The sequence below is a fragment of the Emticicia sp. SJ17W-69 genome, assembly GCF_051209875.1.
In the GTDB taxonomy this organism is placed as follows: domain Bacteria; phylum Bacteroidota; class Bacteroidia; order Cytophagales; family Spirosomataceae; genus Emticicia.
On record NZ_JBNTQY010000005.1, the window covers coordinates 1 to 15,462 of the forward strand.

Here is a 15,462-nt window from a genome sequence, read left to right on the forward strand (position 1 = left end):
TTCGCACTGAAAATACATTGGGAATAGCCATTGGCGAACCCAAAACATAAGGGACTGCTCCATCCCAAATACCTTCTGTACTTTCTAAACCACCAATGGTACGGTATGCACCACCACTTCCACCAAAACAGTAACCATATACACGAGCATCGCCAAACAACCTTTTGGCAACTACTTTTGAAAACTGAGCTGAAGCGGCATTGGCTCTGTAAGCACCGATGGTTGGGTCATTAGAACGAGGGTTAGCAAAATCAATGGCTCCACCGCCATTGGTTTCCACAAAATATGCTCCGTGACTTACCGAAAAACCTATTTTGTCAGTTTCTCCAGAATCCCCTTGCGACAGATTTTCGTTATCTGGAAAGGGAGTGATGTATTGAAAGAAATGCCCTTTGTAGTGTTCTTTTGTGGGGAAATAAAATGAGAAACGAGTTTGTGTACCTTCAAAACCTCCATGTACATATAGATGTCTCACGGGTAGATCTCTCCATTCTTCTTTATCAACAAATGGTTTTTTGAAGAGTGTATCTTTAACTGACGTATTTTGGGCAAAAGTATTATGCAAACTAAATGACAAGAATATGATAAGAAAAATGCTTGTTTTTTTCATTGTTCTGTAAATTTTAGACTGAGCATTGATAATATATTTTGTATTCATAAAACAAAGTTATGAAATGTTTTTGTTATTGTATAAAAAATATACAATAAATATTATACAATTTTTTATCTTTGTAGTACAATCTACTTTTAATTGAATAATGGTCAGCTCAATGGCTATCAAAAAGCAACAATTGAAGGTATTTATTGAAGGATATAAGTAAATTTGTACGCCATTTGCCACAGATGGATAATCATAATTGATTACTTTTTCAGGCATACACAAATAATATTGGTATTATTTTAATATAAACTTCATGCATAAGTTAAGCGAACAAAACTATATTCATCAAATCTCCATCGACTGTGTGATTTTTGGATACCACGATAAACAACTCAAGGTTTTAATTCCCAAACTCCATTTTAATGGCGATTTTTGGGCATTGCCAAGTGGTTTTGTGAATCAAGATGAAGATATAGATAATGCCGCTGAAAGGATTTTACAAGATAGAACTGGCATTAAAAATATATACTTGGAGCAATTCTATATTTTTGGAAAAGCGAACCGAAACAGCGTTGATTTTATAAATCGTTTGATTGACCTTAACATAGATTTGGTAGGTAAAAACATAAACATTCAGAAAGAATATGACTGGTTTACAACGAGATTTATTTCGGTAGGGTATTATGCATTAGTAGATTTTGCAAAAGTAATTCCTCAAAAGACTGAACTTGACGAATCTATAGAATGGTATAATATCAATGATTTACCACCCATGATTATGGATCATAATGAGATTATTTTGAAAGCTCTTGAAACTTTAAGAAAAAATCTTGATGAAAAATTAACAGCATTCAATCTTCTACCTGAGACTTTTACAATGAAGGAAATTCAAGAGCTTTACGAAACAATTTTTGATCGAACGTTTGTTCGTACCAATTTTCAAAAGAAAATTTTAGAATTTAATGTTTTAGAACGCCTTGAGAAGAAATTTACAGGTGCTAAAAATAAAGCACCATATTTATATAAATTGAAGTAATCTTTTATTTCTCTTTAATCTCTTGATTATTATACATGTCAAGTCATTTGTTCATAACTGTAAACGTATATCCTCAATTGAAGGTAAGTTACTTTTGAAGTCATTTGATAATAAATTAGTGAGTTCATACTCTGAAATAGCCTTTTGTTGCTTAATATCTTTTAGTGTGTATTCAGCTATAGTATCTTTTGTCTTTACATATCATGTGATAGAATCAATTATTGTTAATAGAACAAAAATAACGAGATTTAGATGAGAATTTCGTTCTCTCAATTTTCAAAATAAGCGAGAACGAATTTTGAAACACTCACGCACACAAGAAATTTTTTGTCTGATATTCTTGGTTCTTAATTCTAAAAACGAGAAATTTGGTGTAATAAAAACATTAGTTTAATGACAGATTTTTCTAACAAATTTGGACAACAACAACTTTTTACAGTTGAAGCAACCATTAATCCAGTAAACGTAATCAATCCTATTTTTGCGGAGACAATTGAGCATCTAAATGATATTATCATGGCTCAATACGAGATGTCGTTGTATGAACGTAGAATTTTCATAAAAGTTATCGAACAAATACCAACTGATTTAGTCGAAATTAATGGCGTAAAAGTTCTGGACGAAATAATTGTTGATGCCCGTGAAATTATCGCTTCAAATGGCCTAAAAGGCGAGTCAGCATATATGGAACTACAAAAAGCTACCAGTAATCTGATCAAGCATGTTTGTAAAATTTCCGAAAAAGATGGACTCCTACAGGTTGCCCTTTTGAGTAGTGCTAAATATTTAAAAGGAAAAGGTTTAATCAGACTAAAATTCGACTCGAACCTTCACCCCTATTTAGTCAAGTTAAAGAATCAATTTAATACTTTTCATCTTGAAAAACTCATCCATTTCAAGAGTTACTACTCACAGTGTTTGTATGAACTATTCAAAAAAGTACCGAAATCTAACGGCACTTATACGGCTTCTGTTGAGTTTTTGCGAAGCATTCTACGAATAGGGGAAACTGAATATGCACGTTACTATGATTTCAAAAGATACGTAATTCAACAAGCTCAAAAAGAACTCGTTGGACACGAAGTAGCGTTTCATTTCAAAGAAAGAAAACAAGGAAAAAAAGTCATTGCGATTCAGTTCGTTTTCTCTACAATTTAGATTTATGTACACTAAAAATGCTTAGAACAACTCCATTTCTTTGATTCCTAGTACAAGTGCCTTAGGTAAAAAACTCGTTTTCAGACGCTGAAAATCTGGGAAAATAACGCTCATTTGTTCAAAAATATAACTCTGAAAAAGTCCTTCTTGCTTGAAGTTAAACAAAAACTCATCCAGACTATTAGCGGAAAATGGAGTATTTTGTTGGTAATTTTTGAAGGCTAATTCTGCCAGAATGTTCGGTTTATCGCTTTTACTTTCAAGCGAGAGTTGATTCAAAAGATTGAGATAAATCTCAGAATTAGCAGTCAGTAGATCGATAGCCAGTTGCTTTTTCTGTGTGAAATACTCAGATTTAAGTTGATCTTTCTGTTGCTCTCGGTCAGCCAGTTGATCTTTTGAGTCACTTTCTGCCTTTTGTTGCTGGCGTTTTTTTGCTTGTTCTTGTTTTTGCTTGTCAGCAACAGGTTCTAATTGGCTTGTTGCTACTATTTTTTGTAAATAACTGGCTACATCTTTCACCTTACCTTTCTTATATTCGCTGAGTGTATAATCAACCCCTTTTTTAATTTGTATAAACGGATATTTCTCAAACCATACCTGAACAGTTCGTAGGCTGACGTTATGATTTTTAACAAGCTCAAAAGTTTCGTTAATCAAAATTTCAGTGGCGTTTGAAGGACCAAAAAGTGAAGCATCATCAATGTGCTGCAAATTCTTTTTGTTTTTAATCACCGTAAAACGCAGTGATACTACCTTCTTACCTTGTTTTATTTCGTCGAAGTCAAAATACAACTCGGAATTTTCTTTGAGTTCGTTACGAGCCTGAACAATCACTTTTACTTTGAAATCGAAGTAGTTTTTGTATTTGTTTTCTATTGAAAACATCTCTTTTAGATGCTCGACCGAATATTCAAAGGTTTTGAAGCGTTCTTTCTCTTTACAAATTTCATAAAACCGCATGGCATACGAGCTATCAAGGCCAAGAATGTTACGTATGTCAATTACCGTAAAGTTTTCCTTGAGCTGTAGTAAAAAAGGTTTCAATAAACTGGGAAATTCGACCAAGAAAGCCCCTTCATTTTCAAGATACATGTAGCCACTTATAAGGCTTGAATTTAACTCAACTCCATCGTCTTTGTAGTAAACCCGCTTACCAATCATTTTTTCGACCTCTTTCTTTAGGTGATGATAGAGGCTGTCGCCTTTTGAGCCTATAAACTTCTGAAAGTCTTTTACGACGACAATCATTGGCTCGAAGCTATTCTTAGTTGTATCGAGCTTTGCAAGTAAAAACAAAAATAATTTTGTTTGTATGGGAGTTAGCTCGAACTTAGCCTCAATCAGAGGATTCCCTTTTATTACTCTAAAAGGATCTCTTGATATTGCCACTAAAGCTTGTTCTCGTTTAGACGTTTCTGGTTGATTCATTTATAAAAAACGACTTGTATTTTTCCGGTGTAGTTTTACAAAAATATAAGAATATATTGAATCTAAAAAGCAAAAAACGACTTTTATTTTTTATAGGTAGTTTTAAGCACCATAAAAGTAGTTTTTCTCCACCATAAAAGTAGTTTTTAACACCATAAAAGTAGTTTTTGACACCATAGAAGTAGTTTTAAGCACCATAAAAGTAGTTTTAACGCTTGTAAATAATTGATTATCAGCCACTTAGCAGACCTGAAAGTATTAAAGTAAATAAAGATAAAGAAAGTAAAACAAAACAGTTGTTAAAAACTAAAATGATTAGTATTATATTTATATCTTAGGTTTACAGCCAAATAGCTTTAAAAATTTGGAATCTAAAATAATAAACTTTTAAAAGTTAGATTACATGCAAACACCATAAAAGTAGTTTTAAAGAAAATAAAAGGAAGTCCTGTTTTTGTATATATTTAAAAAAAAGCAATGATGACATCATATAAATAAGTTTGTGTGAAGGTATAAAACTAATAATTATAAGCTAATTTGAATTTGAGCCACCATAAAGGTAGTTTTTATTAAGTGATGAAGGTTACTGGTTGAATATTGAAAAGTATAGGCTAAAACAGCCACCATAAAAGTAGTTTTTGTATAAATTTACAACTAAATACGAATACGTTATGTATTTTTTTGGTTGAAATTTATGACTGGACACCATAAAAGTAGTTTTATATAACTAAAAAAAGGCGGTATGAAATACAAAAATGATATTTTGATAAATTTTAAGGGGTGGTACTTAAAAGTAAGGTTTGATAGATCCCAAAACGCTCAAAAGTAGGAATATTCACTTTTGAGCGTTTTTATATTTAGCTAATTGCTTCTAAAAATTTGGTAAATGCAGTTTTTAAAGCATTGATTTCTTTGTTTGTTTTTGTTTCGTATGCTCTGTTTAGAGAATCGGTGAGTTTTAAGTATCTTTCTTGAATCAGCTTTTCGCTTTTAGGGCTGTATTTTGAAGGAACTTGAGTACTTATTTCTGTACTGAGCGTCTGATATACTGTTTCTAATTCGTCGAGCGAGTTGATCGTACCACTTAAATCCTTTACTTTGCCAATTTTCTGAATTTTTGATTTTTCGACTTTTACTTGCCCAGCTAATATTTCTTTACGAAAAATTGGGGAAAATTTATCAAGTCCACGGGCAAAGTCAGCATCTCTACGAATAGTTTTTTCATCTACATTGAAGTATTCACCAAGTTCCTGAGCGGTGGTTTTTTTGCTCGAATCATCCAAATGGACATTTTGCCCATTTGGTAAAATTCCATCGGGTTCATCTATTTTTTGTTCTAACTTTTTGTTCTCTAAAATCGCAGAATCATCCAAATGGACATTTTGCCCATTTGGTAAAATTATATTGGATTCTTTGCTTTGAAAGAGGTTATTTGTAACGATTTTTTTCTCGGTATTGTATCGTATGCCTCGAAGATAAGAAGCTTGTTGAGGTGTAATATTTCTACGACTCAACTGGAAGTCAATCATAAAATTACGAACTTCGGTGATTGACTTAAAATTGTCAATTTGGATATTGAAAGGAATCTGTAATTCATGGCATAACTGAAAGCGGTTGTGCCCATCAATCAAGACATAAACAATATCCTCTGGATTATCCGTTATGTTTATGCTCTGATTGTTCGTTTGCCAAACCTTAAGAGGGTCTTTACAGCCATGTTTTTGAAGGTTTTCTTTCAATGCCAAGAACTCGGTTTCGAGTAGAGGCGGAATGAGATCTCTAAGCTCTTCTAAAATGATTATATTTTTTTTAATATTCTCGGTTGAGCTAAAACTTCCAATTGTGTTGGTTTTGAGAGCTTCTACAACCGACCTGCTATTTTCGGCCATTTTTTCGGCCAATGTTTTCTTTGCCATGTGTATTGATTTTATAGAGCTTAGCTTTAGTTACGTTTGTCTAATGATAATAGATATTCTTCTCCCAAGTTTTCGTAGGAGGTAGCTGCTTCTGAGTTTTTGTTAAATGCACTAATTGTGAGGTGGTCAATCATAGCTTTTTGAAAATCAATTAGGTGTTTGATTTCAGTATCAAAAACTTTCAAGTTAGAAAACTGCTGACGAATAAGTTCTTTGTATTCTCTATGAATACTATTTCCTTTTACCATCGTGAAAACAATACCGTCTAATTCGAGGGCTGGATTGAGTAATGCACGTACTTCAGCAATTCGCTCAAGTAACACTACGAGACCTTTGTAGGCGAGTTGCTCAGGAAGTGTAGTAATAAGGCAACTATTAGAGGCTTGCATGGCTGTGATAGTAAGGATATTGAGCGAAGGCGGACAATCAATCAGAATAAAATCGTAGTTTTTTGAAATCTTGCTGATTGCTACTTTTAGTCGAAGTTCACCACCTATTTTGTTACTTAATTCTTTTTCGGCAGAACTTAGCTCAATATCGCTGGGAGCAATGTCTAAGTTTTCCATTACGGGTTGAATGGCCAATGGTACTTGTAAATTTAGGAGGGAGTGAAATACTTGCATCTCGCCAACTCTAATATTAAGAACTTCGCTTAGGCTACCTTGTGGGTCGATGTCGATTAGCAATACTTTAAAACCTTTATTGGCTAATGCTTCACCCAAGTATGCAGTTGTGGTGGTTTTACCTACGCCTCCTTTATGATTGATAATAGAGATAACTCGAGCTTTCTCGAATACCTCATTACTGAAACCATACTGAGTGACGATTGGGAACAATGCCATGAGATGCTTTTCGCTTAGATTTCGAGTGCCGCTAATAACTCCAGATAAAGTGTTTTTTGGTAAACCAGCTTCTCGTTCGAGGGTGGCAACTGATATGGCAGAACGACGTTTTAAAAATTTTAGTAGCGTTTCTTGAGTGAGCATCCTTTTATTTGTTTAAAATATTTAACAAATATATTAACAATGTTGATTATTTAAAACATTTTTTTCTTTTAGAAAATTTTTATTTCCGAGAGTCTATCTATTATCGCCAAATCAGAATACACATTAAATGTTGTCTTTCTTTCATCTTCTGAACCAAGTTGTTCGTTTTTTAGCAGCTTTGAATGTTGATCGGCTCGGTCAACATTGATAAGTGTTCTATTTAGCCAAATTACGTGCTGACTGATGAATTCTTTTGCATTACAATTTCTTTTTTCAGAACTTGGTATTCAGATTGAGTAAGCGAGATTTAGGCAGAACGATTCCATCGAGGCAGTTTTTAAGCCTTTCATTATCATTATTACTTTCATTTGTTGGACGACACCAAATCAGTTAAGTTTTCAAAATTGGAGAGTCCAAAGAAGCGAAAAAGTAAATAGTTCCAAATGTGCAAACAGATATTATGTTTTTTTACATCGATAAAAATTTAAAATTTTCAATGCTATCAGTATAAAAAGCCAAAAAGCCAAAGCGGAACTACATTGCCAATGCCAGTTTCGATATTGTCTTTTACTACAAAAGCATCAGCAATATCTTTTATTTGTTTCTTTTTTTTACTTTTTCCGCCAATTTCAATTGTTAATTTGCCATCTATCAGATAGTCGGCCGTATCGGACACTTCCACACTACTACCTGCATTTCTAAGCTGATTTACAAAAAAAGTTTCTCTCATTGAGCCTTCATCTGGAACATTGCTCAGGGCATAACAGAAATTTGTATTTTCTAATGTAATCTTATCGGGTTTTTGAAGTGCAGAGAACCCTTTACCTGTTTTATTAATTAAATTTATCAATGAAGCTTGCTCCAAATGCTGCAAAAGCATTAATAGCGTGTTTCGACCTATTTGAAGCTGTGTTGCCAATTCTAAAATATTGGGAATATATGGAACCGTCTCCGATAATATCCCCAGCAATCTTTTTATTTTTGATTGATGTTCTGCTGAATAATCATTGATAAAAGCTAAATCATAAGCTAAACAAGCATCTATTATTTGAAAAACCCTTGTCAAATAGTCTTGCTCGTTTCCTTTTTTACTCCCAAAGGGTAAATATCCGTGACGTAAATATGCCTTGAAATGCCCCAGCGGAGATTCGATTTGTTCCATAATTTCGGCAGCAATGACCCGATGATTCGCCAATATATCAGTCAATGTGTATGTTTTAAAATTTGCTATCTTATTGATTATCAAGTATTCACGAAATGACAAACCATGTAAAGAATATGAAAGTACTCTGCGACTAAGATCTGCTTCACCCCGATAAATATCCAATGCTGAAGAAGCAGTAAAAATTATTTGCATATCAGGAAAGCCATCGTAGATATTCTTCAATTCCGAAGACCAGCTTTTATACTTATGTACTTCATCAATTATCAAAAGTCTGCCACCCAACTTGTGCCATTCTTCGGCAGTATCTAATAGGGTTTTTGTATAAAACCATGGATGGTCGGCCGTAATGTACAGTGATTTATTGAGATTTTGGGTTTTCAAATATTGCAAAAGTAGGGTCGTTTTACCAACCCCTCTGATACCTTTGATAGCAATCATACGTTCATCGAATGAGATACTGTCATAAAGATACCTCTTAAAATCCGACTTGATATTTCGGAGTAAATTGTCTTGAAATGAAAAAAGTTTTTCCATATATTTGTTTTGTATTCAATACAAATATAAGTATTTTTTGTTTTCATTTCAAAACAAAAAATATTCTCCTATACACCAACAAAATTATATTTTCTATTTTTGTTTCGTCTTCTTCGCTTAAAGTCACCCAGAGGTAATTATGGAAGGTAAATTTTCTTTTGATCAACGTTCATTAAATTACTTCATAAATAAATCAGCTCTAAACAGGTCAGGAATTGCCATGTTATAAGTCGGAAAAGTCTTTGAGGATTTATCAATCAATGGATCATCGGGCTTGCTCAATTATTTTTACACTCTTATTTTACAAAAAATGGTCAGTTTATGGAAATTTTCAGATTCAATAAGTCTTTTTATGTTAAATAGTCCATGGATTAATAAAAAAGGCTGATTTTATTCAGCCTTTAATTCCCAACTAAATAATGGAAAGTTGTCGAAGTTACATCAATTTCAAAATTGTATTTACTCTTCTTGTAAAAAGTAAAACTCAAGTTTTTTATAGATTGTGAAATTACTTAGTTAAACTGTTACTACAAAAAATACAACAATGCGAAAACGGGTATCAGTTGATGAATCGGAGCGTCTTCAACCGTTTATGAATAATCGTAATAGTTATAGCAAAGACTTTAAATGCCTAACACTAAAATTAGTCAATTCGGAGAAAAAAAACGAATAAGTTAGTATTTTCACAGGCATTAGCTTACCAATGGTATATGAATGGATAGAGGACTGGAATAAAAGAAAGAGGATCGCATAGTTAATCAACAAGGTAAAGGAGGTGGAGCAAAGAGTAAACTAAGTTCTGAACAAAAAATAACCTTGAAAACCGAATTGAGCACAAAAGATTTCTGGAGGTTAGGAGAAATCGACCAATTAGTGCAAGATAAATTTGGCATTATTTACATTCAAAGGCATTTACGAACCTGATATTGTGGCCGAAGGTAAATTGATTGGTGAAACAAGTTACTTGCAACAAGCCGATAAAAATCAAGAATTGGAGATTTCGGCCGAAGTTTTTAATGATAAGAGTTTTGTGACTTGCAAAGCAAAAAATGTTTTTTTTGATACGATTCGAGGTGCGGTTAATGAAACCAAAAAAAACTACAGCCAAAGAGTTGGCTCATGTGGCTCAGGTGCAGTTTTATTTGTATTTATTGCGTAAGAATAACCTTAAGGCTCATTATGGACAAATTGAGTACCCGAAATTACGCCAAACCGAACGAGTAGAGTTGAGCGAAGAAGATGACGCTAAAATAGAAAGTTCGATTTTGAAAGCAATCGAAATTATTTCGCTCGAAAACTGTTGACACTTTTATAGATTGTTAAATGTCAGGATCATACTTGAACCCAAAAGCGATTTTATCTATATTTAAGCCTAAAACTTGTAAAGCATCTGTAGTAGCAAGCAATTTATCAATTAATTCTTGTTCGGATTTATCACTCCTACGATAATCTAATGGCTCAGGTTTGTAATGAAACAATCCTACCCCTTTGAGTCAGATGTATGCTCCATGCGTATGGCATGGGCGTGCAGCCATCGTTTTCGGTGGCATAAATGCAGATAATTGATAAGAGTGGCGTTGATATTCATGTAGAATATATTAAAAATTGTTGATATTAACAGAAGTAGGAAATATAAGGCAGAGTTGATTGACTTGATAAGCCATTGTATATCAATGACTTATCAAGTTTTTGTTTAAACTTGATTTTCGTAATCGAAACTTGATCATTCGTTTTTGGATGCTACTATTAAAGAAAGTTATTGGAATCAACATCAAAATAGACTTAAAGGGTATATTTATAAAATGTAATAGATTTTTATTACCTAACATAAGAAAAACAATATATTATACTACCCTAAGAATAATAAAATGGTGAAAATTTCCGCCGAATAACTTGCTGAAGACAGGAAGGAAAAGAAAATCATAGAATAATTATCTTGGACCATAAGTACCGTTTATATATCCATCCTCGGAAAGAGAGTAACTTTCACGGTCATTATTGTATTTAAAGTAAATTGTCCAACCACTACCCCATGTACCAATATTAAATTGAGGTTTTTCAGTCAATTTTGAATCTTTATATAATTGAGTACCTACTTTTATTGTTGTTGATTTGTCATAATATAAAGTCAAATCTTCGGTATACCAACCATTATTCCAGAAAAGCCTGTATGTTCTGTACTCATTCACTTTTATATAAACTTTAGAGAATAAAGGTTCTGCTTTTTTTACCTCGATGGTTTCTCCAACAGCAGCACTTTCTGTACAATCTTTGCCTGTACATTTAGCAGTGTACCAAGCAGTAGATGTAGGTTTAACAGTAATTGATGTACCAGTCATATCATTATTCCACATTATCTTGCCAGCACACCCAGATGCAGTAAGTATAGAACTTTGACCTGTTGTAATTGATTTTGGATTGGCAGAAACTTCTGGCATAGCACATCGTACAAAAACTAATATAGATTGAGAGGGGCCAGTGCAACCATTAATTGTACATAAAACTTTATAGAGTTTTGTAACATTTGGAGAAACACTAATGCTACTACCAGTCATATCATTATTCCAAATTAGAGTTCCATTGCACCCAGTTGCTGTAAGTGTTGAAGTTTCTCCTAAATTAATAGTATTTGGTGAAGCGGAAACATTCGGTGCAGAAGGAGGATTACTACATGGATTACTTACTGTCACAATTTGACTATCTTCCTCACTCGCACAATTTTCAGAACTTACACATTTTGCTTTAAAAGTTGTATTGGCAGTCGCTGTATAAGGACCTCCATTAAAACCTATTGGTGAAGTCCAAGTTAGGGAACTTCCAGACGGACATGAAGATGAAACAGAAATGGATTCATTAACGTTTACATCACTTTTACTCAAGGTAATAGTTGGTTTATTTGGTGATGTGGCAGAACCTCCTTGAGAAATTGTGCGAGTTGTTCCGTAAGTAGGACTGCATTTGTTGGTATCCATTTCTGTTAAATATGATACGTTATTTTTGCAAATATCTTTTTTCTGATCAACCCAAACTGATTCTGTTGACTTTCCTGCACAAATCGAACAATCTTTTAAACCTTTATTAATAGTGCGAAATGTATTGTATGTTGGACTACAATTATTAATATCCATTTCTGTCATAAATGGATATCCTTTAATACATACATCCTTATTTTGATTTACCCAAACAGCTTCGGTTGATTTTCCATCACATTTACAATCCAAACCACCACCTTCAATCTTTCGGATTTGATTGTATGTTGTACTTTTAGGATTACTATCTTTTTCTACTTTAAAAGATTGATTATTTTCACAAATATCGTTTTGGAAGATCCAGTTAGGTGTTGTATCTAATGTTTTAACCCTCACCTCAAAATCTCCAGTCCAACCTGATTTACAACCTTCATCCATTTTACATCTAACTTTATAGGATGTATTTTCTGATGGGCTAATGGTAATACTGCTATTATTACTGCCTTCATCACTACTTATAGTGCCATTACTCCATTCGTATGTCATATTACCACAACCCATTGCATAAAGTTTTAATGGAGTGTTAGGAGAAACATCATTAATATTATCTACACTGCCAATCGCTTTTGGAGGAGCAATGCCTGTTTCACAAGTTTTTACTCGAAGTTCATAAGTGGCTGTCCAGCCTGATTTGCAATTATCAGATTGTTTGCAACGAACTTTGTAGTTGGTGGTTTCGCTTGGATTTATTGTTATACTGGTGCTTGAACCATCATTATTTGTTGATATTATTCCATGACTCCATTCATACTGATTGGAACAACCTCTTGCGTATAACTTTACTAATGTGTTCGGCAAAACATCATTTAAATCACTTCCAATATAGGATGGTGCATAGATTCCTTCTTCACAGGTTTTAACTCTGACTTCATACTCAGCCGTCCAACCTGATTTACAATTATCATCTTTTTTACAACGCACTTTGTATTTTGTGGTTTCCGATGGATAAACCGTAAAATTATTACTACGACCATTGTCAGTCATAACATTTCCATCGCTCCATTCATACGATAATGATTCGCACCCAAGAGCTGATAATGATACTTTTGAGTTTGGCAAAATAGCATTTACATCACTACCAATATATCGGGGAGAGGCCAACGCTTCTTCGCACGGCACAACATAAATTGTAATAGGTGCTGTTGGTAATGAAGAGCAACCATTTACTACACAGCGAACCGTGTAAGTTTTATTTTCATATAAAGTTTCATTCATCGTTACTCCATTCTGTCCATTCCAAATACCTGTTTTCCCATTGCTCCAAACATCACTTCCTTGTGGACATCCCAAAGCGGCTATTTCTGCCAATCCACCCATCTCGATAGGATTTCTAACAGCAAAGAAGTGGGTAGGTTTAGGTATCGGAGATTCTTTGACAACCAACTCTTCTTCTGATGCACAGCCATCATAAGTACAAGAAGCTTTATAAACATATTCTTTATTCCGAGGATTATTAGAATCGGTTGTTAAAGTATATGGGTTGGCATCAGTGCTGCTTAACCCTTTCGTCCAGATAAAGACAGCATTAGCATCAGGACACGAACCACTAATAATAATAGAATTTCCTGAGCAAACCGTATGAGTGGTATTTTCAGAATTATCTTTATTGTATGTTGTAAGAATAGGCTTTGATATGGATTTTTTGATTTGTATAATTGCTTTTGCTTCAATATTTTGGTTACTTATACAACCATTTAGTTCACATCTAACTTTGTATTCTTTATTTTGAGTAGAGTTAAAATCATCATATTTTACTTTTCTTGTGGATATATTTTCTACTGTAAAAGTTGAACTCTCAGGTGTTATCCAACTGATTTGCCCAGCACAGTTATTTCCAACCGTCAAGGTTGCTTCTTCTGTTGAACACATCACTGATTTATCGCTGGTTAAGGACAAATCAGGTAAACCATTATGTACAGTCAGCGTAATCGAGTTGGAAGCTTCACTAATACAATACTTATCATAACAATTGGCACGATAAACAATCTGTTCGTCAGCTAAAGTTGTAACAGGCGTAATTGTTAGTGGATTTATATTTTCATCACCTGTTACCGTTGTCCATTTAAACATTCCTGTAGTGCAATCAGCAATGCTTAGATTTGTTGAAAAATTGCTACAAAGACTATTATTATAAGCTGTTGTAGTGATGATGGGTGTTTTTGGAAGTTTGGTATTGAAAATCAAAGCCTCTTCATTTAAACCAAATTCAATCGTAGAGCCAGTTTCTAAGGTAATTTTATTATTGCTATAATTGCCAGATTCTTTGTCTTTTATCAAGAATGTATAATCATTGTGTACCTTATCATAGTTAAAATTATAATACAATAATTTATTAGATCCGTTGCTTACTGTCCCACACTTGCCTAATTGAATTCGGCCTGTCATTGAAACATCTGGTGCTTGATTACACACAAAATTGGCCGATAACAAATCAAGCGACATATCGAATTTATTAATTTCATCAGTATAACCTTCGGGCAAATCATAGACTTTTTCGGCAACTATATTACCCAATAAACCAGTTTTATCAATCAATAAATTTTTGCCCATCCTCTTTTCTAAAGTTACTCCCGAACGTAATTTGAAAAATGTCGGTATTCGTACTTGAAATATTGGAAAATAAACACCTTGCCAATTTTCAGGAATAACACAATTAGGTAAATTAGGCGGATTTTGAACTTTACTTAAATCTATGATAGCTTTATTCGATGCTGAAAAATTGAAACCAATATCTTTGAGATTTTGGTGATGAAAAGACCTCGAAACGCTTGCATCAAAGTATATGTCTTGCCAGTCGAATACATCTTTTGTCCCGAAAAAAAGAAGTAAAGGCTTTCCGTCATTGATAGTAGTTCCATCATTATTTTCTCTTTCGACAATATCAAAAGATTTCAGATAGCCCGAAAGAGTAAATTTTTTAAAAGTACCGCATTCAAAATGTATTTTGGTTTCTTTTCCAAGTCCCATTGTGAGTTTTTCATTGAAGTTAGGTATCGGAAGTTCATAAAATTTTGTTTCTCCAGCCAATACACCATTCACATCGTCTATTTCAGCTTGTTTAGCATCAGAAAGAGTAGTTTCCAAGATAGGCAGCTCGCCAACAAAACCATTTTTTCCTGATATAGCAATATCATTCGCTCCAAAATAGATAGATTGATTATTTGGTAAATTGAATTTACAACCGATAGTTAGTTTTGAACCCTCTGGTGTAAACGTCATAGCAAAAACGGTAATATAGTAGTTCCAACCATCAATTTGATTGCGGAAAGTAACAGGTAAACTCGTAATCTCCTTCAAAGCAGCAGGAATACTAAAACCACCTGAATTTATTTTAATGATACGCCCCTGTGTTTGGGCATCTGCAATTGCCGACTCAATTGCTGCTTGAGTTGGTTGTGCGATTGTTATCTTTGGAGCCATGAAAAAGCATTTACCATCGTGGCGTGGTTGATATATATATTTAGGCTTTTTTCTTGATGATCTAACTGGTTCTTCATTAGCAAATGCAGCGATAGAAAGGAAAATGCAAAGGAGTATAAGGTGGATAGTTTTTTGCATAAATTGTTGTGTCTAAAAAGTAACCAAAATATCTTATTTGTACGAAAT

At 33.6% G+C, this 15,462-nt stretch carries 11 protein-coding genes and 1 pseudogene; 5 read left to right on the top strand and 7 right to left on the bottom strand.

Going from position 1 to position 15,462, the window contains the following annotated elements; genetic code table 11:
- A pseudogene (locus ACQUQZ_RS25090) lies at positions 1–610 on the bottom strand (hypothetical protein); the annotation flags it as partial.
- 304 nt (positions 611–914) lie between these two features.
- On the opposite strand from ACQUQZ_RS25090, the gene ACQUQZ_RS25095 reads away from it, so the two are divergent.
- Both ACQUQZ_RS25095 and ACQUQZ_RS25100 read left to right on the top strand, forming a co-directional pair.
- The gene (locus tag ACQUQZ_RS25095) at positions 915–1,637 is read left to right on the top strand and encodes an NUDIX hydrolase (protein WP_435357976.1); all 723 of its coding nucleotides are present in this window, start codon (positions 915–917) and stop codon (positions 1,635–1,637) included.
- 393 nt (positions 1,638–2,030) lie between these two features.
- On the top strand, positions 2,031–2,795 hold the full coding sequence (locus ACQUQZ_RS25100; protein WP_435357977.1) for a replication initiation protein: 765 nt from the start codon (positions 2,031–2,033) through the stop codon (positions 2,793–2,795).
- Between the two features lie 21 nt (positions 2,796–2,816).
- Here ACQUQZ_RS25100 and ACQUQZ_RS25105 read toward each other — a convergent pair whose 3' ends face one another.
- The 4 genes from ACQUQZ_RS25105 to ACQUQZ_RS25120 all read right to left on the bottom strand — a co-directional run bounded on the left by ACQUQZ_RS25105 (position 2,817) and on the right by ACQUQZ_RS25120 (position 8,827).
- Positions 2,817–4,226, bottom strand: coding sequence for a replication initiation protein (locus ACQUQZ_RS25105; RefSeq protein WP_435357978.1), 1,410 nt, complete (start codon positions 4,224–4,226; stop codon positions 2,817–2,819).
- Positions 4,227–5,083: 857 nt separating this feature from the next.
- Positions 5,084–6,142 (bottom strand): hypothetical protein, encoded by a 1,059-nt coding sequence (locus tag ACQUQZ_RS25110; protein WP_435357979.1) that lies wholly within the window; start codon positions 6,140–6,142, stop codon positions 5,084–5,086.
- A gap of 26 nt (positions 6,143–6,168) precedes the next feature.
- Entirely contained in the window at positions 6,169–7,128 is a 960-nt protein-coding gene (locus tag ACQUQZ_RS25115) for a ParA family protein (RefSeq protein ID WP_435357980.1), read from the bottom strand.
- A 502-nt stretch (positions 7,129–7,630) separates the two neighbouring features.
- Positions 7,631–8,827, bottom strand: a complete 1,197-nt coding sequence (locus ACQUQZ_RS25120) for an ATP-binding protein (RefSeq protein ID WP_435357981.1) — start codon at positions 8,825–8,827, stop codon at positions 7,631–7,633.
- Between the two features lie 544 nt (positions 8,828–9,371).
- Between ACQUQZ_RS25120 and ACQUQZ_RS25125 the strand changes: the two genes are divergently transcribed.
- From ACQUQZ_RS25125 to ACQUQZ_RS25135, 3 genes are all read left to right on the top strand, one after another.
- Complete coding sequence (locus ACQUQZ_RS25125; protein ID WP_435357982.1) at positions 9,372–9,500, top strand: hypothetical protein; 129 nt, start codon at positions 9,372–9,374, stop codon at positions 9,498–9,500.
- A gap of 213 nt (positions 9,501–9,713) precedes the next feature.
- Positions 9,714–9,986: a hypothetical protein gene (locus tag ACQUQZ_RS25130; RefSeq protein WP_435358014.1), complete on the top strand. Its 273-nt coding sequence runs from the start codon at positions 9,714–9,716 to the stop codon at positions 9,984–9,986.
- A complete protein-coding gene (locus ACQUQZ_RS25135; protein WP_435357983.1) occupies positions 9,910–10,131 on the top strand; it encodes a Dna2/Cas4 domain-containing protein in 222 nt (73 codons plus the stop codon). Before ACQUQZ_RS25130 ends, ACQUQZ_RS25135 begins: the two co-directional genes overlap by 77 nt.
- 15 nt (positions 10,132–10,146) lie before the next feature.
- Here the strand turns inward: ACQUQZ_RS25135 and ACQUQZ_RS25140 are convergent, their stop codons facing one another.
- Both ACQUQZ_RS25140 and ACQUQZ_RS25145 read right to left on the bottom strand, forming a co-directional pair.
- Positions 10,147–10,305, bottom strand: a complete 159-nt coding sequence (locus ACQUQZ_RS25140) for a hypothetical protein (protein ID WP_435357984.1) — start codon at positions 10,303–10,305, stop codon at positions 10,147–10,149.
- A gap of 453 nt (positions 10,306–10,758) precedes the next feature.
- On the bottom strand, positions 10,759–15,414 hold the full coding sequence (locus tag ACQUQZ_RS25145; protein WP_435357985.1) for a hypothetical protein: 4,656 nt from the start codon (positions 15,412–15,414) through the stop codon (positions 10,759–10,761).
- Positions 15,415–15,462 lie beyond the last annotated feature (48 nt).